This window comes from Streptomyces sp. NPDC005141, from assembly GCF_053599975.1.
Map to the genome: position 1 here is coordinate 1 of NZ_JBSFYW010000096.1, position 22,140 is coordinate 22,140.

18 protein-coding genes and 4 pseudogenes are annotated in these 22,140 nt (G+C 68.5%); 12 read left to right on the forward strand and 10 right to left on the reverse strand.

The features are described from left to right. Positions 1–155: 155 nt before the first annotated feature. From ku to ACWD68_RS39210, 3 genes are all read right to left on the reverse strand, one after another. Positions 156–1,076 carry a non-homologous end joining protein Ku gene (ku, locus tag ACWD68_RS39200; protein WP_451811244.1) on the reverse strand — a complete coding sequence of 307 codons (921 nt, stop codon included), beginning with the start codon at positions 1,074–1,076 and terminating at the stop codon, positions 156–158. A 326-nt stretch (positions 1,077–1,402) separates the two neighbouring features. Then, the gene (locus ACWD68_RS39205; RefSeq protein ID WP_451811245.1) at positions 1,403–1,615 is read right to left on the reverse strand and encodes a hypothetical protein; all 213 of its coding nucleotides are present in this window, start codon (positions 1,613–1,615) and stop codon (positions 1,403–1,405) included. A 30-nt stretch (positions 1,616–1,645) separates the two neighbouring features. Next, on the reverse strand, positions 1,646–2,056 hold the full coding sequence (locus ACWD68_RS39210) for a DUF6233 domain-containing protein (protein WP_451811246.1): 411 nt from the start codon (positions 2,054–2,056) through the stop codon (positions 1,646–1,648). A 129-nt stretch (positions 2,057–2,185) separates the two neighbouring features. On the opposite strand from ACWD68_RS39210, the gene ACWD68_RS39215 reads away from it, so the two are divergent. The 8 genes and pseudogenes from ACWD68_RS39215 to ACWD68_RS39250 all read left to right on the forward strand — a co-directional run bounded on the left by ACWD68_RS39215 (position 2,186) and on the right by ACWD68_RS39250 (position 10,170). Next, on the forward strand, positions 2,186–3,154 hold the full coding sequence (locus tag ACWD68_RS39215; protein ID WP_451811261.1) for a DNA polymerase Y family protein: 969 nt from the start codon (positions 2,186–2,188) through the stop codon (positions 3,152–3,154). 1,262 nt (positions 3,155–4,416) lie between these two features. Continuing rightward, the gene (locus tag ACWD68_RS39220) at positions 4,417–6,585 is read left to right on the forward strand and encodes a DnaB-like helicase C-terminal domain-containing protein (protein WP_451811247.1); all 2,169 of its coding nucleotides are present in this window, start codon (positions 4,417–4,419) and stop codon (positions 6,583–6,585) included. Next, complete coding sequence (locus ACWD68_RS39225; RefSeq protein ID WP_451811248.1) at positions 6,585–7,157, forward strand: hypothetical protein; 573 nt, start codon at positions 6,585–6,587, stop codon at positions 7,155–7,157. The genes ACWD68_RS39220 and ACWD68_RS39225 overlap by 1 nt, the downstream gene beginning before the upstream one ends. Positions 7,158–7,668: 511 nt before the next feature. Further along, positions 7,669–7,998 (forward strand): hypothetical protein, encoded by a 330-nt coding sequence (locus ACWD68_RS39230; RefSeq protein ID WP_451811249.1) that lies wholly within the window; start codon positions 7,669–7,671, stop codon positions 7,996–7,998. Between the two features lie 135 nt (positions 7,999–8,133). Further along, a pseudogene (locus tag ACWD68_RS39235) lies at positions 8,134–8,235 on the forward strand (IS5-like element IS4811 family transposase); the annotation flags it as partial. Positions 8,236–8,306: 71 nt separating this feature from the next. Beyond that, positions 8,307–8,684, forward strand: coding sequence for a zinc ribbon domain-containing protein (locus ACWD68_RS39240; protein ID WP_451811250.1), 378 nt, complete (start codon positions 8,307–8,309; stop codon positions 8,682–8,684). A gap of 215 nt (positions 8,685–8,899) precedes the next feature. Next, positions 8,900–9,451, forward strand: a complete 552-nt coding sequence (locus ACWD68_RS39245) for a SigE family RNA polymerase sigma factor (protein ID WP_451811251.1) — start codon at positions 8,900–8,902, stop codon at positions 9,449–9,451. Beyond that, a complete protein-coding gene (locus ACWD68_RS39250; RefSeq protein WP_451811252.1) occupies positions 9,448–10,170 on the forward strand; it encodes a SecDF P1 head subdomain-containing protein in 723 nt (240 codons plus the stop codon). Before ACWD68_RS39245 ends, ACWD68_RS39250 begins: the two co-directional genes overlap by 4 nt. A 41-nt stretch (positions 10,171–10,211) precedes the next feature. Here ACWD68_RS39250 and ACWD68_RS39255 read toward each other — a convergent pair. From ACWD68_RS39255 to ACWD68_RS39280, 6 genes and pseudogenes are all read right to left on the reverse strand, one after another. Further along, positions 10,212–10,421, reverse strand: a pseudogene (locus ACWD68_RS39255) (zinc ribbon domain-containing protein); the annotation flags it as partial. A 155-nt stretch (positions 10,422–10,576) separates the two neighbouring features. Further along, positions 10,577–10,747: pseudogene (locus ACWD68_RS39260) on the reverse strand (DUF2867 domain-containing protein); the annotation flags it as partial. A 198-nt stretch (positions 10,748–10,945) separates the two neighbouring features. Next, entirely contained in the window at positions 10,946–11,977 is a 1,032-nt protein-coding gene (locus ACWD68_RS39265; RefSeq protein ID WP_451811253.1) for a LacI family DNA-binding transcriptional regulator, read from the reverse strand. Positions 11,978–12,053: 76 nt separating this feature from the next. After that, positions 12,054–12,890 carry an ATP-binding cassette domain-containing protein gene (locus ACWD68_RS39270; RefSeq protein WP_451811254.1) on the reverse strand — a complete coding sequence of 279 codons (837 nt, stop codon included), beginning with the start codon at positions 12,888–12,890 and terminating at the stop codon, positions 12,054–12,056. After that, a complete protein-coding gene (locus tag ACWD68_RS39275) occupies positions 12,887–13,882 on the reverse strand; it encodes an ABC transporter permease (RefSeq protein ID WP_451811255.1) in 996 nt (331 codons plus the stop codon). The genes ACWD68_RS39270 and ACWD68_RS39275 overlap by 4 nt, the downstream gene beginning before the upstream one ends. Before the next feature lie 181 nt (positions 13,883–14,063). Next, complete coding sequence (locus ACWD68_RS39280) at positions 14,064–15,080, reverse strand: substrate-binding domain-containing protein (protein WP_451811256.1); 1,017 nt, start codon at positions 15,078–15,080, stop codon at positions 14,064–14,066. Between the two features lie 255 nt (positions 15,081–15,335). Here ACWD68_RS39280 and ACWD68_RS39285 point away from each other — a divergent pair, with 255 nt between their 5' ends. From ACWD68_RS39285 to ACWD68_RS39300, 4 genes are all read left to right on the forward strand, one after another. Next, entirely contained in the window at positions 15,336–16,295 is a 960-nt protein-coding gene (locus ACWD68_RS39285; protein WP_451811257.1) for a carbohydrate kinase family protein, read from the forward strand. Between the two features lie 369 nt (positions 16,296–16,664). After that, on the forward strand, positions 16,665–18,080 hold the full coding sequence (locus ACWD68_RS39290) for a hypothetical protein (protein WP_451811258.1): 1,416 nt from the start codon (positions 16,665–16,667) through the stop codon (positions 18,078–18,080). A 4-nt stretch (positions 18,081–18,084) separates the two neighbouring features. After that, the gene (locus ACWD68_RS39295) at positions 18,085–19,377 is read left to right on the forward strand and encodes a CHAT domain-containing protein (protein ID WP_451811259.1); all 1,293 of its coding nucleotides are present in this window, start codon (positions 18,085–18,087) and stop codon (positions 19,375–19,377) included. Continuing rightward, a complete protein-coding gene (locus ACWD68_RS39300; protein WP_451811260.1) occupies positions 19,374–20,342 on the forward strand; it encodes a hypothetical protein in 969 nt (322 codons plus the stop codon). Before ACWD68_RS39295 ends, ACWD68_RS39300 begins: the two co-directional genes overlap by 4 nt. Before the next feature lie 607 nt (positions 20,343–20,949). Here ACWD68_RS39300 and ACWD68_RS39305 read toward each other — a convergent pair. Beyond that, positions 20,950–22,140, reverse strand: a pseudogene (locus ACWD68_RS39305) (hypothetical protein); the annotation flags it as partial.

Below are 22,140 nucleotides of genomic sequence, written 5' to 3' on the forward strand. Positions count from 1 at the left end.
GACCCCCACGAGGACGACGTGACTCAAACTTTCTCTACTGGTTCAAGCCCCACCCTTCGGGCGGCGGCGGGAGAGACGGCGAGACAGACCTTCGGCCGCAGGGCCACCCTGCGGCCGTCGACCGCGCGGTGGGATGTGGATCCGGGTGAGCAGGTTCAGGCGCTGCGCCGCGGTTTCCGCGCTGTCGTCTTCTTGGCTGCCTTCTTGGCGGGCTGCTTCTTTGCCGTCTTCGTGGCGGTTGTCTTTTTGGCTGTGGTCTTCTTCTTGGGCATGTCGTGGACGGTGGCGTCCTCGCCTCGGGACTTGCGGGCCTTGGCCACGGACTCCTTGAGTGCGGCCATCAGGTCGACGACCTGTCCAGGCGCCTCGGGCTCCTCGGCCGTGGGCGGTTCGCGGTTCTCCCGCTTCGCATCGATGAGCCGCTCCACCGCCTGCGTGTACCGGTCGGTGAACTCCTCGCCTTCCAGGTCGTCGCGGGTCAGCCGGTCGATGAGCTGCTCGGCCTGGGCGATCTCGTCGTCGGTGAGTTCCACTTCTTCCGGTTTCAGCTGGGACGGGTCGCGGATCTCGTCGGCCCAGCGCATCGCGTGCAGGACGATGACGTTGTCGCGGACCCGGAGCAGGCCCAGTCGCTCACGGCCGCTCCAGGCGTACTTCGCGACGGCCACCTTCGAGGACCGCTGCAGGGCCTGCCTCAGGAGGGTGTAGGGCTTGGCCGCCACCTGACCGTCGGGCTGGAGGTAGTAGCCCTCGCCGATCTGGATCGGGTCGATGGAGTCCACGGGCACGAACGCCTCGATCTCGATGGCTTTCGCTGTGGGCAGCGGTATCTCCCGCAGTTCCTCGTCGAGAACCGGGATGATCGTGTCCTTGCCCCACTGGTAACCCTTGCCGATTTCCGACTGGGCCACCTCACGGTCTTCGATCTCGCAGATCTTGCGGTTCCGTACCCGGCCCATGTCCTCCAGGTGGACCTGGTGGAAGTGGATGGAGTGGTCCTCCTTGGCGCTGACCACGTGGATCGGGACCGTGACCAGGCCGAAGGAGATGGCGCCGGACCAGACGGTTCGGGGCATGGGAGACCTCCGCGACAAGCCCCGAGGCCTTCAGCCTAGAAGTAGTCGCAGGTCAAAGCGCGGCGAGGCCTCGCCGCGCTACGGGGAGAGAGGTCGGCGGGAACCCCGAGCCGTTCGACGGCGGGCCCGCCGGCTCCCCGGCCGGTCGTTGATCCCCGTGGTTGGGCAGGTGAGGTGCACAGATGGCTGTCGGGCTCGCAGTGACTGTTGACGCGCACGCCCGAGGGGGAGCCGACGGGCTTCGTCGTGTGGGGCAAGGCGCGGCCGTCTGTCGACGGTGGAGCAGTTGCCGAGATGCGCCAGCCCGGCTGTTGGGCCGTTCCGCATCAAATGCTTGTCGGGCGGGTGTTGGTGAAGCGGACGTTGGAGCCCCGGTTCTCTTGGACGGGGGTCAGGCACCACTGGCAGAGGGGCATGCCGCCGTTGCCGTATTTGTGGGTGTGCCGCTGACAGCCGGAACACGGGCCGACCAGGCTGGTGGGGCAGGTGAAGGTGGAGGGGTCCGGTTCGCTGATCGGCGGTGGGGGAGCGCTGGTCATCAGAGCGTCCTGTTCATAGTGATTTATGAATCAAGCACCGCGAACGCAGAAGGTGCAGGGTGCCGGTCGGTGCATTGCGGTGGAGAGGGCCGGGCCGGCGGATAAGTCGAGGATCTCCAGCGCGGTGTCCGGCTGGCAGTGACCGCAGGCACGTACACCCGCAGTGAGGAGCCGGCGCGCTTCGTCACGCGGGACGGGGCGCCGGCGTTTGCCCGCGGCGTAGCAGCCGCCCACATGCACCTCGATGGGCGGACGGCCGTTGCCGATGCCGAGCTCGACGACCCAATCCGGCTCCTCGGGCCGGTTCCTGCGGCCCTGTTCCCGTTCGGCCTCCCGCTCCTGAAGAGCGGAGATCTTGGCGTCGATGCGCTGCAGCCACATGGCGTGCCACACCCGCAGGGTGAGCAGTCGCGCCAGGTCAGGCGGCAGGTCGTCGAACATAGTTCCGATTCTAGATCCATGAGCCATTCTGCTCGCCATCTCGCGTGTTCGAATTCTAGTTCGATAATGTGGGTGGAGGAGGTGGGTGCTGTGGAGACAGGGACTGAAGTACGGCGGGTGGCGAGCGTGATGCATGTGCGCTGCCCGGACCGGCTGGGGGAGGACGCCTACCGGCAGGTCCTCGAGCAGATGGCGGAGCTGTCCCCGGTCGTCCAGGCGCTGCCCCCGACGGCCGCCCTGGCGGAGCTCAGGGGAGCGCTGCGCTACCACGGCATGGACGCCGCCCGGCTGGGGGAGATGCTGCGGGTACGGACCATCTCCCGGCTGGGCGTCGACATCCGTGTCGGGATCGGCCCGTCCATCACCGTTGCGGCCACCGCCTCCGGCCAGATCACCGAGTCGGGCGGCGTCCTTGCCGTCACTCCCGACCGGGTGGCGGACTGGCTCGGACCGCTACCGGTCGAGGCCCTGCATGGTATCGGCCCCCGCCAGGCCCAAGCCCTGCACGACTACGGCGTCCACCGCATCGGTCTGCTCGCCGCGATCCCGCCCGCCACCGTCCATCGCCTCCTGGGCGGCCGGGCAGGACGACAGGCCGCCGACCGGGCCCGCGGCATCGACCCCCGACCCGTCGTCCCACGCACCCTGCCCGCCACGGCAAGCGTCAGCCGCGCCTTTCCCCGGCACACCCTGGACGGTGCCGCGGTCCGCGCGGCCCTGCTCGACGTGGTCGTCACCCTTGCCCTGCAGCTGCGCCGCCGCGACCAGGTGGCCCGCGGCCTCACCCTGACCCTGCGCTTCGCCGGCGGCACCACGTGGGAGAAGACCCGCCGTCTCGCCGAGGCCTCCGCGCACGACGACGACCTGCGCACGATGGCGTACCGGCTGATCGACGCGGCAGGACTCCAGCGCGGCCGGATTACCCAGATCACCCTGAAAGGAGAAGACCTCCTTGCCGCCGACCAGGTAGCCGAGCAGATCAGCCTCGACCAGGCACGCGAAGCCCGCCTCCTCGCCGAAGAAGTCAGCGACCGCATCCGCGCCAAGTTCGGACCCGACGCGATCCGCCCCGCCACCACCCTCCTGCGCGTCTCCTGACCCTCGGATTCACCGCGTAGGAGACCCGCGCTGCCCGATCCCGGGGCTGTTGCATGCCGGATCCAGTGCTCGCGGTCAGCAGGTGACGCCTCCTTGGTGCCGGCCGAGCACGTCAACGCCCGATCCGGGTTCGCGGCCTCTGCCCGCCGAGCAGGTCGAGCCGGATGGGTCGCTGCGGGAGCTCCGCATGACGGCGACCGTGACCGGAAAGGCCGACGGAATCTTGGACCGAGCGTCGGTGGGAACGGGGCGGTGCCAAGGCGGGGCGACACCGAGATCTGCTGAGACACAGCCGTATCCGCAACCGCCGGGCCTGGCCCTCTCGTTGGGGACCGGGCATGGAATGCCGTTACTTGAGCCTCAGCGACTATTAGCAATCCGGGTATTTCGGCCCGGATGGTCCGTCACGTCATCGAAGCCGGGGGCTTGGGGTTTGAGTACGGTCTCTCGTTTCCGTCTGCCGCTGGTGCGGCAGGGTTGCGCCGCCTGCCCGCCCCGTCCCCGCCGTGGGGCGGGGACGGTGGTGCGGGTCTTGTGGTCGGCTCCACGAGGCTTCGACACCTTGGTGGTGTCTTGGTCTCCGGCCAAGGCCATCCCTTGGGCGGCATCACGGAGCCGCACTCTCCCAGCCGGGTTGCAAGCCATCAGCAGAACCGCGTACGACCAGCGCGGGGCCGGAGGTTCTCGGCCCAGCCGTCCAGCTGCGCGCCGTAGTGGAGCTCGCTCCGTCAGCGGTGCATTGAGTGCTCTTCGCGGCCACGGGGCACCAGCCCCCACTACCCCACAGGAAGTATTACTTAGAGCGCCAATAGTTATTAACTTGCCTCTACAAGTGGTTACTTACTGTTATGGTGGTGACGAGTTTGGAGGGTGAGGCAGTGGCACAGGTGCCTGAAAGTGAGCACGCTCGGGCCGTCAGGAATGTGACCGAGGCCCGCGAGGAGCTGCACGCTCTGGTGAAACTGACTGAGGGCTCAGACGGCCGGTCGACAGTGATCGACAATCGTGGCGTGCGTGCCCTGCTGGCGCCACTTGACCGGTTTCCTGCGGCTCGGCACCCGGACGGCAACGGGCTGCCCGCGCATCCCCTTGGTTCGGCGCAGAGGGACCTCGGTGATCTCGTTGCGCTGGCTGCGCAGGGACGGCCTCAGGTGCTGAAGCGCTACAAGACCCCGGTTGCGGTCCTGTTGCCTGTCGACGGGCCGATCGGCGGCTCTCCATCCGACTCGGCCGCGCAGGACGCGGCATCCGCAGGAGGTGCGGTGAACAGCCAGTCCAGTCCCGGCCGTGAGCGCGGACGCCGGCTCGCCACCCTCGGCGACGCCATCGGCGAGGTCCTCTCCTGCGGACCCGCCCCCGGCCTCTCCTTCGGCCTGGCGGGCTTGGACGAGGCGACCGGTGGCCTGCAGCCGGGCCGTCTGGTCCTGGTTGCGGCCGAGCCCCAGGTGGGCGGCAGCCTGATCGGTCTCGCGGCGGCCCGGCACACCGCGCTCGTCCGCAACGGGCGTGTCCTGTACGCGGCATCAGGCCCCAACAGCGCCGACATCACCCGCCGCATCATCGCCGCAGAAGCCGACGGCGACTACGCCCGCCTCAAGACCGGCGTCCTCACCCCCCACGAGCAGGAAGTCGTCGAACGACTCCGCCACGCCCCGCTGCTCATCGACGACGGCAGCGACCTGACCGCGGAAGCCATCGCAGACACGGCTCCGCTCACCGACGACCTGGCGTTGGTGGTCGTGGACCGGCTGCAGCGGGCCCGCAACCCGCACCTGCCCCTGTCCGGCGAACACCTTCCAGAAGCAAGCCAGATCCTGCGCGAACTGGCCCGCACCCAGCACGTACCGGTCCTCGCGGTCCTGGACACCGACGACCCCGCCATCGTGAACCTGCTGGATGCCGACGTCATCCTCACCCTCACCACGGCCCCCGGCCAACCGATCACGACCGTGACCATCGCCGAACGCGACCTGGGCATCATCGGCAGCACCACCCTGCGCCCCGACCTCGCCCACGCCCGCTTCCTCGACACCACCCCCGCACCCGCTGCGCCCGCCACCGGCACTCCCGCGGCCGCCGACACTGTCCCGGACCTGATGGGCACCGCCGCCGACCGTGAACTCGCCGACGCCGCCCTCCCCTTCACCTCCGGTGCCATCAAGACACTGCCCGCGGAGGCGACCCGTCTGCTCGCGGCCCTGCGCACCGCGCTCGCAGGCGGCCAGGTGAAGGACCTCGACGAACTCCGCGCCCCCCTGCAGGCCATGGCCACCGCCGAACTGCACCTGCCCGACAGTGCCGTGGGCCACCGTCTGGCCGCCGCGCTGCATGCCTACAACACACCTGCCCCCACCGACAGCACCGGGCAGCCGGACGCTCCCACCGCCCGGCCCGCCGCGGACGACGGCACCGCCTCGGACGATGCCCGACGAGATGACGATGACGGCCTGGTCCCCGGTGACGAGGAGGACGAGCCGGAGGGAGCGGTCTTCCCCGCCCTGAGGATCCTCAAGGACGCGGTAAGCCGGTCGAAGATGCACCCGATCCCCGTCATCCGCTCCGAGGAACGGGAAGACGGACCCTGGCCGTTGATCAGTGAGGACATGGCGGGCGAGCCCAGCTGGGTCCACCCCGACGTCACCAGCAGTCGCGTCGCGCACATCCGCGACAACGGCAAGCGCGTCCGCCGTGACCAGCTCGATGTCCCCGCGTCCTTCGGCGACGGCGTGATGTGCCTGATCGACCGCAACGGCAGCTACCCCTCCGCCTGCTCGGCCGTCCCGCTCGCCCCGAACAAGCTCCTGCACACCGGCCCCCTGACCGCGTTCGACAGGACCCAGGCCGGCATCTACCTCATCGACATCCCGGAATGGAACTTCCCGGGCATGCCCCACCCCCTCGGCCGGCTCGTCGACCGGCCCGACGACCAGGGCCGCGTGTGGGTCACCACCCCCCACATCAAGCAGCTCGAACGCCTCCACCGCGACGGCCACCTCACCGCACCCGTGACCATCCACGACTCCTGGACCGGCAAGGCCAACGAGTCCCTGTTCAAGCCGTTCTACGCCGCGGCCCGCGAAGCCCGCACCGAGCTCGTCCAAGTGGGCGGGGAGCCGTACAAGAACTACAAGACCCGCCTGTCGATCGCGCTGCGTCTGTTGTGGCCCAAGCGTCCGGATCAGCGGTCGCCGTTCTGGCGGCCGGACTGGCGCATGAGCATGGTCGCCGAAGCATCCGTCCGCCACTGGACGGTGGCCTTCAAGGCCGTCCAGGAGGGCCACACGCTCATCGCCCTGCGCAACGTCGACGCTGCGATCTTCTGGACCCCCCAGGACACCCCGCCCGGCACGTACCGGATCGGGACGGGGTTCGGCGAAGTGAAGGCCAAGTTCATCCAGCGCGGCGAGTTCATTCCCGTAGGTGACGACTGATGGCCGGCCCCACAGGCCGCGGGGAATCCCTCGGCGCCGCCCTGGGCGACCTCCTGCGCACCCGGGTCACCCCGCGCCACCGGCTGTCCTCCTACAGCGCCAAACACTGGCACGCCCAGCTCAGCCAACTCACCGGGACCAGACGCGGCTACGAGGCCCTGGAGACCGCCGGCCTCGCTGTCCAACCAGACACCCTGTTCAAGTGGCTGTCGGATCCCGAGTACAACGTCCGCCGCAGCTACCGCGACCTCATCCACACCGCGTACGAGAACGTCGCCATCGTCCCCGCCGAACCCATCCCCGACCAGGTGAAGAACGGCCAGTTCGAGATCAGCGGCAAGGTCAGGACCGGCAACGACGAACGCGAACGTGGCACCCGCCGCGCTGCCCCTCTGCGGATCGACGGGAGTCGCGGCGACTGGAGCGACATCGAGGCGTTGTGGCTGGCCGGCGACCTGCGTGATGACGATTTCGAGGACCGCTTCATCGACGACGTCATCGTCGCCGACATCGGCGAAGGCACCGACGGCTGGGAGTTCAGCGGAAGCTCGTACTCAGTGGAGCTCAGGTGACATCCCTGTCCGGCGGCAAGTCATCACGCCGAGATCCTCACGGCGCCCGCTCCGCGAGCGCCAGAAGCGCGGACGGACGCGTTACGGCTGTCCGGCGCGCGGTCGCCGCTTAGCCCGATTCAAGATCAGCAGGCTGCCGAAAATGACGACCATGAGAGCCGGGTAGACGGCGTGGCCTGCAGAGCCTTGGACTATTCGCCAGACCATCAGGCCGGCGCACAAGCACAGCATCGGCCAGCACATCCAGGAGACCCAGCGGGCACCCGGCCTGGTCCAGGCCGGCGGATCATGCATTCCCGGTGATCGAGTCACGGGTAACACCTCCCGGCGTACCGGTGCCCGCATTCACGGTGGACAAGCCGCGATTTGGACGCTTCCCGCAGGTACTCGTACTGAACAGCGGCAACACGCCGTCACGACACCCGCCTTCGAGCGCGCCCCATCAGAACGTGCACAAGGATGCGATGTACGTCATCCGGGAGAGCGAGACCATCTGGATCGCTCTGAGGCCATGAGCTGCATCCACGGCGACGTCGGCCTGCGCAAAACCCTCGCCGTCAACACCAACCTGCGCGACCTCGCCCCGCGGAACACGGTCTGGCTCGAATGCCGCAAGGGAGCCACCCTCACCAGCCTGTGCGCGACGCTGTTCCGCGCACTGGACCTGCCCGGCGAAGTTCCCGCCGCTCTCCGCGAGAGTGCACCCATCCGGCCCGCCCTCCTGGTTCTGGGCGGCTTCCCCGGCGAGGGGGAGGGCCAGCGCCCACCCTGGCCAGCCGTCTGGGCATCACCAACGACGTGTACTTCGCCGGATGACGCCCGCACAGTGACCTACCGGTAGTTCGTTAAATCCGGCGGTGGCGTGGGTTGACGGCAGGTCGGGGTGGTCGTAGTCCGGTGGTAGGAGTCAACTGCCTTGCTGGGGGCTGAAGATGACTGCTCGCCGTCCGTGTCCGCCCGCGCCGGGACCGTTGGAGGAGTACGACCCCGAGCGGTCGCGACCGTGATCGACTCCCAGTCGGTGAAGGCCGCCGAAACCGTTGGCAAGGACTCCCGCGGTTACGGCGCAGGCAAAAGATCACGCGCCGATCGCTCGACTGGGCACACAAGACCACCACCGAGCTTGCCGACACCTTCGGCGTCATCGGGGTGGAAGACCTGGCCATCGCCAACATGGTCAAGTCCGCCAAGGGCACCGTGGAAGCCCCCGGTACCAACGTCCGGCAGATAGCCGGGCTGAACAGGTCGATCAGCGGTGAGGCATGGGGCCGAACGGTCACCCTGCTGGAATACAAGCTGACCGACCGGGGCGGCCGCCCGGGCAAGGTCCCCGCCCCGAACACATCCCGGCGCTGCTCCGCCTGCGGGTTCACCCCCGGCAGCCGCGAAAGCCAGGCCCGATTCGTCTGCAAGGCAGACGACTGCGGATACGAGGCGAACGCGGACACCAACGCCGCCCGCAACATCGAACACATCGCAGAACATGAGGTGTCAGGACGTGGAGACCTCGGGGTTACCCGCTCTTAGAAGCGTCAACCACCCACCCCGCCGCACTGTGACACGGATGGGATTCTGCCCCCTTCAGGGGGCGGAGGATGTCAAAGGAGCAGCAAGAGGGTGCGATCGCCGCATCACACTGCCCGGTATGACCGGCGAAATCATCGTGGTCGAGAAAGTCTGACTGGAGAGGCAGTCGAACCTCCTTCCGTACCCGTCTTTACGGGGGAACGAGGGAGGGCGCATTGAACGCCGACGAGGAACGCCAGTTCCGCGAGTTCGTGGCGGCGCGGTCGAGAGCGCTGCTGCACACGGCCTATCTACTCACCGGGGACTGGGAGCAGGGCCGTGACCTGCTTCAGAGCGCGCTTGCCTCCACCGCTCGGCGTTGGTCGCATCTGCGTGACCGGCAGCAGCCGGAGGTCTACGTACGCCGGGCGCTCTACCACGCCCAGGTGGACCGCTTCCGCCTGCTCAGCTGGGGACGGGAGACGGTCACCGACACCCCGCCGGACCAGCCGTCCGCGCATGACGCCGACTGGGCCGACACCGTGGTCCAGCGGCAGGACATCATGACCGCGCTGCGGCGGCTCCCCAAGCGGCAGCGCGCGGTGATCGTGCTGCGCTACTTCGAGGATCGGCCGGACGCCGAGATCGCCGCGATTCTGGGCGTCGCCCAGGGGACCGTCCGCAGCCAGACCCACAAGGCCCTCCTCTCTCTCCGCACCACCTTGGCCGAGGCAGGGCCGTCGGCTGTCGCCTCTTCCACTGCCTCCGGAAGGGGCGTCGTCGCATGAACGACTCGACCGAACACCCGCTGCACGAAACGTTGCTGCACGATGCCTTGCACACCCATGTCCGCGAGAGCGGTGGTGATGCTGCCGGTCCCTATCTGGTCGGCCTGGCCGATGGCGCATTGCAAGTCGCCCGGCGACGGCAGCGGCTGGCCCGCGCCGGGGTCGGCATCGCCGCCGCCGCTGTGGTTGCCACTGCCTGGGTGGCCGTCGCGGACGGTGCGACCCAGCACGGGCACGAAGTTCAGCCCGCCGTAGGAGGTACTGGGAACACCGAGGAGGTGGCCCTGATGTCCATCCTGCCGGTCACCTCGTCCTCGGAGCACGCCTGCGCCCATGGCAGCGGCGGCTACACCGTGCAGGCGAGCGCCAGCCACCCGGCGTTCTGCATCCGCACCGACCGGGCCAGGGGCATGACCGACGTCCGTGTCGCCTCCGCGAAGGCCGGCAAAAGCACCATCGACGGCGCCTGGAACGTCGAGGTGACCCTCGGCTCCGCCGACCGGACCCGGTTCGCCGCCCTCACCGGCTCCCTCGCCACGGCCCCGTTCCCGCGCAACGAATTCGCCATCGTCATCGACGGCAAGCTCTGGGACACCCCCGCCGTGACCTCCTCCATCACCGGCGGCCGCCTCGAGATCGTCGGGGGCGCCGTCAGGGACCTCACCAGCGTCACCGCCCACGACCTCGCCCGCCGACTGGATACCGGCCGCGAGAAGTGACTGCTCCCCCGGATAACTCCGGGGGCTTCTTCTGTCGGTGGCTAGGCCACGTCGGGAAGGGCCAGCCCGGCCCTGACAGCGACGTTGAGTGCGCCGACTGTGTCGGCGTTGGCGGTGTGCCCGCACTTCACGCACTCGAACTTCTCCTGTGTGGCGCGGTTCTCGCCGGACACGTGCCCGCACGGGGGGCAGGTGCGGGAGGTGTTGCGCGGGTCCAGGGGAACCAGCATGCGACCGGCGCTTTCAGCCTTGTACAGCGATCAACGCTGCCTTCTGGCACAGACGGAGGTCGCCGCATCCACGCCGACCCGCTCATCCGCGACGCGGACAACCTGGCCGGGGAAGGCGGCCGCCGTCTACCGGTGGCTGTCAGGGGGACAGCACTAGCGATAACGCGGGGAATGATCAGATTGTGAAATGGCTCGATCGCCTTGAAGTACAAGCGTCCGGCTGGGCGGTGGAACCGAACGACCGTCGTGCACACGCCTTCCCGCCCTCCACGTGCAGGTCCTCGCCGATCCCTCGGCCAGCTGTTGTGGGCCTCACTCGCCGGTCGTCGCCACGTACACCCTGCCAGTCAGGGCCCGGGCTTCGGGCCGTGCCCCGTCCACCCGGACGCTCCTGGTGACGTCTGATCGCAGTCGTCAACCCGTACGCGAAGCCCTACGATTCGGGTACTTGCGTACGGGTTCTGATGTCTTGGCGTCCAGGAATGCTGGAACCTGCGCGCCTGGGTATGCGGCCTGGCCAAGGTCGATCGGGGCGCTGAGGTGCGTCAGGCTTCCTGCAGCGTAGGGACAGGGAGTTCGCCCGAGCCTCGGACGATCAGGTGGGTGGGGACGGTGATGGTTCGGGCTCGGGAGCGGTCCCCGTCCAGTCGGGTCAGCGCGGTGGTCGCTGCCGTTCTGCCGAGTTCTTCCGCGTCCTGGGCGACGACGGTCAGGGCCGGCTCGAGTGCCTCGGCGAGTGCCACGTCGTCGAAGGCGACGACGGCGACGTCCTTGCGCTTGCTGCGGGCCAGTTCGGCGATTATGCCCAGCGCCATGATGTTGTTGCCGGCGAACAGGGCGGTGGGGGGATCGGCCAGGCTGAGGAGGTGGGTGGTCGCGGTCTCGGCTCCTTGCTGGTCGTGGGCGTTGGTGACGAGTGAGCGGTCGTAGGGGATGTCGGCTTCCTGCAGCGCCGAGCGGTAGCCGGCCAGACGTTCACGGCGGGTGTACAGCTTCAGGGGCAGGTCGCCGACGAAGCCGATGCGCCGGTGTCCGTGGGCGATGAGGTGGGTGACGCCGTCGTGGGCTCCGGCACGGCTGGAGCTGACGATGCTGTCCGTGGCGAGGCCGACTCCGGGTCGGTCGAGGAAGATCACGGGTAGTCCCGTTGCGCGGTGGGACTTGAGGTGGGAGTGGTCGGCGCCGACGGACGGAACGACGATCAGGATGCTGACGCGGCGGGCGAGGAACTTGTCCGTCAGGGCACGTTCGCGCTCGGGGTCGTCCGCGGAGGAGCCCATGAGCAGTGTCAGTCCGCGTTCGCGGACAGTGTCCTCGATGGCGCGGGCCACGGCTCCGAAGAAGGGGTTGGCGAGGTCGGGAATGACCAGGCCGATGGTGGTGTCCGGCCCGCCGACGCGGATGTTGCGGGCCATGAGGTTCGGCTGGAAGCCGAGCTTGGCCACTGCGGCGAGTACCTGTTCCCTGGTCTGCGCGGAGGCGGGTCCGTCCTCGTTGAGGACTCGGGAGACCGTCTTGGCGCTGACGCCGACTTCTCGGGCGACATCGGCCAGGGTAGGGCGTCGGTTCGCTGCCATGGAGGAAACCGTCTCCTGAGGGCTCTCGGTTCCGGCCGCGGCCTCGGCCGGAAACTGCGAGAGCTGAGTTGTGCTGTCAGGTGGCCTGGACTCCGGCGGCCTTCGCGGCCTCCGAATCCGCTACGACAGTATCTCCGGCCTCGTCGATGCTGAGCGCGCCGGTCATGATGGCGACGACCTCGGCCATGGAGTAGTCGGAAGGCTTGATCAGGGCGGCACGCCTGCCCAGCCGGTGGACGTGGATCCGGTCGGCGATCTCGAAGACGTGGGGCATGTTGTGGCTGATCAGAACGACCGGCATGCCCTTGTCGCGGACTCGGCGGATGAGGTCCAGGACCTGACCGGACTCCTTGACGCCGAGAGCGGCGGTGGGTTCGTCCATGACGACGACGCTGCGGGCCCAGGCGACGGAACGGGCGACAGCCACGGCCTGTCGCTGTCCGCCGGAGAGCGTCTCGACCGACTGCGTCAGCGAGAGCAGGCCGATCTTCAGGTCAGCCATGTGCTCGGCGGCCTCCTGGCGCATGCGCTTCTTGTCCAGCATGCGGAAGACACTGCCGAGAACGCCGGGGCGGCGCAGCTCGCGCCCGAGGAACATGTTCGAGGCGATGTCCATGGAGGCCGCCACGGCGAGGTCCTGGTACACCGTCTCGATGCCGTGGGCGCGGGCGCTCTGTGGACCGGAGAAGGCGACGGGTTCGCCGTTGAGGCAGATCTCGCCGGCGTCCGGGGCCACCGCGCCGGTGAGGGCCTTGATCAGGCTGGTCTTGCCGGCGCCGTTATCGCCGATGACGGCGAGGACCTCGCCGGGCAGCAGGTCGAAGTCGGCGCCGTCGATGGCGGTGACCTGGCCGTACCGCTTGACCAGGCCGCGGGCCTGCAGCACGGGCGTGGGGGAGGAGGTGGCGGTCATCGGGTCTTCTTCCGGGAGATCTGGTCGACGGTCACCGCGAGGATCACCAGAATGCCGGTGATCAGGGTCTGGTAGATGGAGGCGACGCCCATCAGCTGGAGGCCGTTGCGGAAGACGCCGACGATGAGGACGCCGATGAAGGTGCCCAGGACCGAGCCGCGGCCGCCGAAGAGGCTGGTGCCGCCGAGGACCACGGCGGTGATGCTGTCGAGGTTGTCGGTCTGTCCGGCCTGGGGGTCGCCGACTCCGGTGCGGGAGATGAGCAGCAGGGCGGCGACGCCGTACAGCAGACCGGCCACGGTGTAGATGCCGATGGTGAGGCGGGAGGTACGGATGCCGTTCAGCCGGGCGGCCTCGGCGCTGTTGCCCAGGGCATAGACGTGCCGGCCCCAGCCGGTGCTGCTCAGCGCGTAGGCGAGGAGGAGGAACAGGGCGATGGTGACCAGGGAGCCGTAGGTGATGTCGGTGTGGCCGAGGGGGAAGGTCTCCCCGAGGGCCGTCAGCGGGCCGGGCAGGTTGGTGACCGTCTGTTCCTCGGAGTAGATGTGGGTCAGTGCGAACGCCACGTTGAGCATGCCGAGGGTCACGATGAACGGCGGCAGCGGGATCTTCTGCACCAGCAGCCCGTTGAGCAGGCCGAAGCCGCCGCAGACGACCAGGCCCAGAGCGATCGCGACGAGTGGTGGGAGGGTGCCCTCGGCCGCCATCTTGGCGATCACGATGCTGCCGAACGCCATCACGGCCCCGCACGACAGGTCGATGCCCGCCGTGAGGATGATCAGTGTCTGTCCGATGGCGAGGATGCCGACGACCATGACCTGCTGCACGATCAGCGAGAAGTTCCCGCCGGTCAGGAACTGGTCGGTCGAGAAGGAGAAGAAGGCGCAGGCCAGGAGGAGGGCAGCCAGGGGCCCGGTGGTCGGTGCCGTGAGCAGTCTGCGGGCCGTGGTCGGTGCTTTGAGCTCCGAGTACGGCGTGGTCGTCGCTGTCATGCGAAATCCTTGTCGAAGACAGATGTCCTTGTCGGAGGACGAGGTCCGAAGCCCCCCGTCGTCGAAGGACGAGGGCACGGACCCCGCAGCCGGGACAAGGGGGGCGGTCGTCCCTGGTCGGGGAGGCGGGCCGACGCCCCGCTGAGGGGAGTGGCGCTGTCGTACGGTCCTACGGGGCGGCTCAGCCCCAGCAGTTCTCCAGGCCGTAGGAGGTGTCCCTGGACGTGACGCCGGCCTGCGCCTTGTCGGAGATCAGCGTGACGCCGGTGTCGGTGTAACCGGAAGCCTTCTTGCCGTCCTTGGCGTACGTCACGACGGCCTTGACGCCCTCGGCGGCCATCTTCAGCGGGTACTGCTGCGAAGTCGCGGCGATCTTGCCGTCCTTGACGGCCTGGGTGCCGGTGCAGCCGCCGTCGACGGAGACGATCAGGACGTCCTTCTCCCGGCCCTTGGCCTTCAGCGCGGTGTACGCGCCCAGCGCGGCCGGTTCGTTGATGGTGTAGACGACGTTGATGCCGGGCGCCTTCTGCAGGCAGTTCTCCATCGCGGTCTGGCCCTTGGCCTGGTCGCCGCCGGTGTCCTGGGCGCACACGACGTCCTCGTCGGTGGCGCCGAAGCCCTTCAGGAACCCGTTGTGCCGCTGGACACCGACAGAGACGCCCGGCGCCAGGTCGAGGGCGGCTATCTTCGCGGTCTTGCCCTTCATGGCGGCCTTGGCGTACTCGCCGATCAGCTGGCCGGCCTTGAGGTTGTCGGTGGCGAAGAGGGCGTCGACCGCGCTCTCCGGCTCGGTCGGGGTGTCCAAGGCGATGACCAGGACACCCTTGGCACGGGCCTTCTGGATCGCGGGCACGATCGCCTTGGAGTCGCTCGGGGTGATCAGGATGCCCTTCACCCCGGCGGCGACCATGTTCTCGATGGCCGTGACCTGACCGGCGTTGTCCCCGTCGAACTTGCCAGCAGCGGTGGACAGTTGGGCACCGTTCTCCTTGGCGGCCTTCTCCGCACCCTCCTTCATCTTCACGAAGAACGGGTTGGTGTCGGTCTTGGTGATCAGACCGACCTTGACGCTGCCCGAGCCGGAACTCGTGGAGCCCGAACCGGAGCCGGAACCGCAGGCCGTCAGGGTGAGGGCCGCGACGCCCGTGACCGCGGCGGCTCTGAGGAGGGAGGAGGACAGGCGAGTGGTGCGAGACATGATCGACTCCTGTGGGATAGCGGGCGGCACGGGGTTGGGATCAGCATGCTGCCGGAGTGTCATCGTTGACTTATGTCATCGTTGACACTGCCTGGCGAGGATGATGGACTCTGGATCCCGGCAACGTCAATGCCTTCCACCCGTCACAAATCGGCAACGTCCGTAGCCGTCGTCTCCGCGCAGCCGGTCAGTGGCTGTGTCGCCGCGCCGCCCCTTTGCCCTGTCTTTCCGAGCCTTTCCGAGAGAGAGCAGCTCATGAGCCCGCGTCAGATCACCGTTCTGGGAGAGTGCGTCGCGGACGCCTTCGCCGAACCGGCAACGACCCCGAACGAACTCGCTCTGCGGGTGCTGCCCGGCGGCGGACCTGCGAACACGGCGGTGGCCCTGGCCCGGCTCGGCACGCCGGCCCGCTTCCTCGCACGCCTGTCCGGCGACGTGTTCGGCCGCCTATTCCGGGACCACCTGGAGGCGTCCGGCGTCGACCTGTCGCACGCCGTCGCCGCCGCCGAGCCCAGCACGCTGGCCGTGGCGGAGCTGGACGCCACCGGGCAGGCCGCGTTCTCGTTCCACGCGCAGAACACGGCCGACTGGCAGTGGACTCCAGGCGAACTGGCCAGGGTGGATCTGTCCGAAACGGCCTGTGTGCACACCGGGTCGCTGGCACTGGTACGCGAGCCCGGCGGGCCGGTGGTGGAGGAGTTCCTGGAGGCGGCGGCTCCGCGGGCCACCATCAGCATCGATCCCAACGTGCGGCCACTGCTGGTACGCCCCGAGGCCTACCGCGCCCGGCTGGCGCGTTGGTGCGGTCTCGCCGACATCCTGCGCCTGAGCGAGGACGACCTGGAACTCCTCCTGCCGGGCACCCCCGAGCAGGCGTGCGACACCTGGCACGCCGCGGGCGTACGGCTCGTCGTGATCACGCTCGGCGCCGATGGTGCACTGGCCTCGCTCGACGGCGAACGGCTGCAGGTGCCCGCAGCGGCCACGCGGGTCGTCGACACGGTCGGCGCTGGGGACTCCTTCACCGCCGGCTTGCTGCACCATCTCGGCGCCCGCGGACTCCTCGGTGGCCGATTGGCCGATCTCGGTCTCGACGAGGTCGCGGAAGCCTGCCGGTTCGGTGCTCGGGTCGCGGCTCTGACCTGCTCGGTCGCCGGTCCCAATCCGCCGTGGCGTAACCAGTTGGAGCAGCTGACGACCGCCGGTGACGCCTGACGGGCGGGCCGGCGCCGGGCAATTCCGCCCGAGACTGGATGATGACCTGGAGGCCCGGGAAACGCGTCAAGGAGTCCTTCATCGGGGCGCTCGTCCCGGAAGGCGGCGCGGGGGCAGCCCAGCCGAGGTTGTCGCTGCCTCGCCCAGAACCCGCGAACCGTATTTGCCGTGACCCAACGCGGTTGCGCGTGCGGGGGCTTGAAAGGCGACCTTTGTGGTCGGGCAGCAGGTGACGCGGGAGTGGGCAAGCCGTGCGGGTCCAGCGCATCCGCGACCAACTGGCCTTATCGGCCATACCGGTTCTGCACAGGCGCTGAGGGGGCAGCATGAACGAGACACCCGGCGGGGGAGACTGACATGAACGGACCTATGGCAGGGGAAGTCCGGCCTGCCTCGCAGCGCGAGGAGCGGCGCATATCAACCCTGCTCAGGAAGACACTGCTCACGGTCCTGGTGGCCAGCAGCACATGGGCGCTGACCAACGTCCTGTTCCAGGACAAGAACCAGGTGTGGCAGCTGACTGTGTCGGTCGTCCTCGGTGGCGCGGCTCTGATCATCCAGTACCTCGTGGATGTCGGTAAGCGGCTGGAGGCCATGGAGGAGGGCCAGACGAGGCGCATCCGCGAGATGCGGGACAGCCTGTCCTTCCACCACTTGGAGATACGTGCGGCGGTCGACGAGAACTTCGCCAGGATCAACGACGCGACCGAGCTGTTCAGCCAGGTGGACCGTGCGGTGCCGCGCTCCGACGGAATGATCCGGCTGGCTCGTAGGTACACGCAAGTTGGCCACCAGGGCTCGGAGATCGTGAAGACCTTCGCCCAGGAAGAGATTGGCCGGCTCGCCTCGCTGATGGAGAGCCTCAGCAACGGCAGCGTGGACTGCCCCGGCGAGAACCACGATTGGCTGATCGACCTCACCACATGCGTCAAGCGGACGCTCTACGCCACGAGCACCTCCCTCGACTGGGACTTCTGGTGCAGCGAGCCAGCGAACCGCTTACTGGCGGCGCAAGGGCAGGCCATCAAGAGAGGGGCGGAGGTACGGCGGCTGTTCCTCGTGGACGAGGAGAGCGAGATCACCGAGAGCCTCCAGAGCCTCTGTGCCAAACAGCGCATGTTCGGCATCGACGCGCGTATCGCGGTCCGGTCACAGCTGGAGCCGAGCGCCCGGGTGGCTCCCCTGAACGACTTCGCTATCTTCGACGGGGAGTTGTGCTATGAGACCGAGCCGGAACTGCGGTTCGTCCCCTCCCAGACCACGCTGAATACGGTACGCGAGCACGTCCAGGAACGGATCAACCGCTTCAACACGCTGTGGCATGCGACGGAGCCGGAGTCGAAGCCTGTGCTCCTGGGTACCTCTCACGCCCTCCCCACCGACACCTCCCCCTCTGCCTGCCGACTCCGTCTGACCCTGCTCGACGACCATCCCGCCCCGCGCACTCCCGTAAGAATCCAGCTGCGAGTCCAGCCGGGGCCGGAACACCCCTGGTCGGAGCCGGGCGCCGAGTGTCCCCCGCTCACCGCCGTGGCAATACCGCTCACCCCGGCGGTCATCGAGCCGGTCAGCGTCTCGCTGCGGCCATGGGCGTCGGGGGACGACGGTGCGGCCGAAGTCCTCTTCACCGCCGAACTGGCCGGTACCCACCGGATCTGCGTCACCGTCCACGACTGGGCGACCGGCACTGTTCTTCAGCAGGTCGAAACGACGGTCCACGTCACTGGCGGGCCAGGTGAACACCCGCCCGCCCCCCCGTTCGCCCTGCACACGGATGGGGAGTGATCACGTGGGCCGCGTCCTCGACAACTACGTCGTCCAGAACCCCAGCCGTGACTTCACCCGCTTCCCCGCGCCCGCCGCGGTGCACCCCGACCTGGTCGTCGCCCTCAACGAGTACGGCGGAGACCGGATCCTCGTCCGCCTGTACGGCCCCGCCGTCCAGGCTTCCCCGCATGGCGACCCCTGCGCGAGGCTGGACGTCAGGCCGGGGCGCATACGGGCGCTGGCCGCGCGTCTGCGCCAGTGTTGGAAGGCGGAGTTCGTCGATGCCCGGCCGCTGACCGGGGAGGGACTGCCCATCCCGGACCGCCCTGACTTCCCGTACGCGACGCAGGTCGACCTCACCGGCGAACCCGAAAACGAACTGTGGTCGGTGCTCGACGAGTTGGCTGCTCAGGGCGCCTACCTGCTGTTCGAAGCCCTCTTTGGCGGCACAGACCGGCACACCTCACGGGTGCGTCAGGTACTGATCGACATACTGAGCCGCGAGAACCTGCGCATCCGCTTCGACTCCGATGTGCTGTTTCTGCCCTGGTCCCTGCTCTGTCTGCCGTCGAGCACGGAGCCGGGCACCGGACTTGACGCGGTTTTTCGGCGCTTCCTTGGCCACCGCCACCAGATTGAGCAGACGGGTGGCTATCACCCGGAGCTTCCGGTGGCCTGGAGGCCTGTACCGCCCCTGGCCAATCCGTGCGTGAGCCTGAATCACGACACGGAGGTCGACATCGCGGGAAGGACCAAAGCCGCCCACGTCGCGGCCCTCCTGGCCAAGGACACGACGTTCCGCGAGCGTCGCAGCCGTCAGGACCTGGTGGACGACATCGCGGCGGGAAAGCTGGACGAGCAGTTCATGTACTTCTGGTGCCACGGACGATTTCGGACCGAGGGAGCCGACTCGCCCTTTCTCGTGGTGCAGTTAAGCGACGGACGCGACATTGACGCGCAGACCGTGCTGGCCCGTTGCAGCGCCGACGCCGGCGCTTTGCTGTGCCGCCACCCCCTCGTACTGCTCAACGCCTGCTACGCCGGGATGCCGGGCAGCGCCGAACTGGCACATCTGGGCGGCGCACTCATTCAGGCCGGTGCCGCCGGAGTGCTGGGGCCGCAGATCGAGATGCCCCAGATCTTTGCGGCCGAGTACGCGCTGGGGTACGTGACGCGGTATCTGGGCGGGCAGCAGACCGCAGGAGCCATCGCGCACGACCTGGCACAGCACTTCGCAGGCACATACCGCAACCCACTGGGCCTCGCCTACACCCTGCACTGCGGGATGGACAGCCGCTTGGAGCGTAATCCGTGACGACAGGCGTGATCGATCTCGACGCTACCGGCTGGCTCCTCCACGAGACACGCGATGGCCCCCGCCCCGTCCCCGCAAACCGTCTCGAGGACCACTTCGCCACGGAGCTCACCCCGCCTGCCTGGGCCACGGACCTGCTCGTTTACGTCCATGGGTGGCAGACCGGGCCGGAGTCCGCGCTCGCGGCGGTCCGGCAACTGCTGGCGCTGACAGAGGGACAGTACGACCACGCCCGGTACCCACGGTTGAGGCCTTGGCGTCCCTGGACCGTTCTGATCCGCTGGCCGTCCCGCTCGCTGCCCTCCCTCGGCGGCTATCGCCGTATACGCGACCGGGCTCATGCCATGAGTACGGACGGACACGCAGCACGTGTCATCGGACAACTACTCGGATATTTGGACGCGCATCGTGAGGATCCGGCCGCGCCACCCGTGCTCGCCAACCGGGACGGCCAGTACCTACACCTGATCGGCCACTCGTTCGGCTGCCGGTTCCTGTGTGAGGCCGTCCAATGGGCGGCCGACGAGCCGCGCACCCTGGGCTGGAGCGCTCCGCTGCAGCCGGACCGGCCCTTCACCGTCGACTCGATGCTGCTGCTGCAGATGGCTGCTCCGCGCGACGCCTTCGCCGCCACCTTCACCGCGCTCGCCGAAGCACCCCTGCGCGGGCCGGTCGTCGCCACGTACTCGCAGCACGACCGCGCCACCGGCTTCTGGCATATGCGGGCGGAGCGGCGGGTCGGCATTGGGTACGCGGGCATCGGGACCGCGCCCATACCGGTCTCCGCGGTCCAGATGCTGCCGCCAGGCGAGCCGTACCCGCTCGCCGCCCTCGATCATCGATTCGTGAGCGTCGATGCCAGTGACGTCTTCGTGAGCGGGCGCGGCCCTGCCGGCGCTCACTCGGATCATCTGCGCCCAGAGTCCGCCCACCTGCTGCTGTCGCTGGCCGACCATTGCCGGTGAGCGAGCAGCAACCAGTGGGCGGACCCGTCAGCCCTGCGCACCGCACTTCATCGGCCCCCACGGGCTGTCCGGACCGCTCACCATGAGCGAGTTCGATGCCCGAACGCCACACCGTCTTCCCGGCTCGAACTTCTGCCGGGTTGGTTCAGCGACATCCTCGGCCAGCCGTCCTCGGCCAGCCGCGCCCAGCTGCTCCAAGGGCTCGTGCGTGGCTGCTTTCGGACCTTGCGGCCAGTCCGGGAGGCGCCCATACGGATTTCCCGCGATCGCCGGACCGCAAAGGCACTGCGGTCAGGCTGCCTGAAGTGCAGCAAGAACGTCTCCGCCAAGGCACTTCGTGATCACCGGGTTGCCTCCCACTGAGACTGATCGTGGGTCACGCGCGAGGAGCGGATCAGACAGCCCAAGGAACTGGGCCTGGCAGCTTCCACTGGAGAGGTCAGGTAGTAGGAGCCGCCCGAGCCCGATCTGTGCGACTACCTCGACCAGGCGACATGCTGCACGCTGGCAGCTGACGATGCACCGCGCCACCTTCTGTTGGTCGTGTCCCGCACGATGAACGGCGGAGCGCCCCCGAGACGCCCGCCTGGCCGTCCACCTGACTGGACTACATTTCGCTGGCATTGTTCGTGATGGCGCGCCAGCGGCGCTCGAAGTCGTCGGCCTGCTTGGCTATGTCCTCGCCGGTAGTGGGTCTGTTGTATTGGGCGGTGATTCCCCGAAGGGCGCAGTCCTGGGCCACGCTCTCGGCAGAGGGACTGTCCGCGCCTATCCGGTGGTCGGCCCAGACGTGGTACATGCGGAAAGGAAGGAAGTAGCGGCGCAGCGTAGATGGGCTGACGGGGTTGCCGCCGCGGCTGGTCACGCCTTCGTTGGCGAGGCTTGTGGAGAGTTGCTTGTCTGTGGGCTCCTGGCCGTGCACGTTCTCGTAGTTCTTCCACGCGAGGTAGTACCGGTCGACCACGGTGAGGGCGTTGTCCTCGCTCACAGATGGTTGCTGCTCGTCGATGGATGCGTTCACCTTCGGGCCGGGTACCTCCTCGGCGGCGTGCGCTCCCGTGCTGGCAGGAGGCGCCACCGTGGGGGCAGGATCCGGAGCGTTCTTCGTTTCGCCCACCTCGGTCACCGTCTCGCCGGTGGGTGGTCCGCCGTCACCGAAGTCACGCTGCTGAAAGGCGTGGACGAAGGTGTGGAGGTCTTGCGCGACGAGGGGTTCGCCGGCCGTGGTGGTGATGCCGTCGCGCTCGAAGACGTAGCGGGCCAGGGCGGCCGCGTCCGGGTATCTGCCGTACTCATGCGCGAAGTCGATCCAGGCCCGGTAGAAGAACTCCTCCCAGTCCACGTCATCACTGGCACGCCCGCCCTCAGCAGCAGTGGTCGTGGTGGTCGGCTCGTAGCGCTGCTGCAGGCTGGCCAGAATGGGGGACAGCTGTTCATCGGACAGGGGGTCTCCTGCTGCTGTTGTGATAGCGAACCGGTCGCGTAGGAACAGCGCGAACTGGCCTGGCGTGGGCGCCATGAGGAACTGGGCAACCCACGACTGGTAGGCGTCCGCGAACAGACCACTGTCACTGGCATCCTGGAATGCCGGTGACAGTGCCGGCGCCTGCGGCATTTGCGTCTGCGCCCGTGCCAGGGCCTGTGCCTCGGTGTGCTCCGGGGTCTGCTGGACATATCCGGCCTGCGGTTGGTTCGCCTCCAGTTCCAGAGGCTCGGGAGCCGCCGGGGCGGCGGCCGGGACGGACGCCTGGACCGGCGCGGGCGCCGGCGGCAGCACCGCGGGCTCGATGCCGGCCGC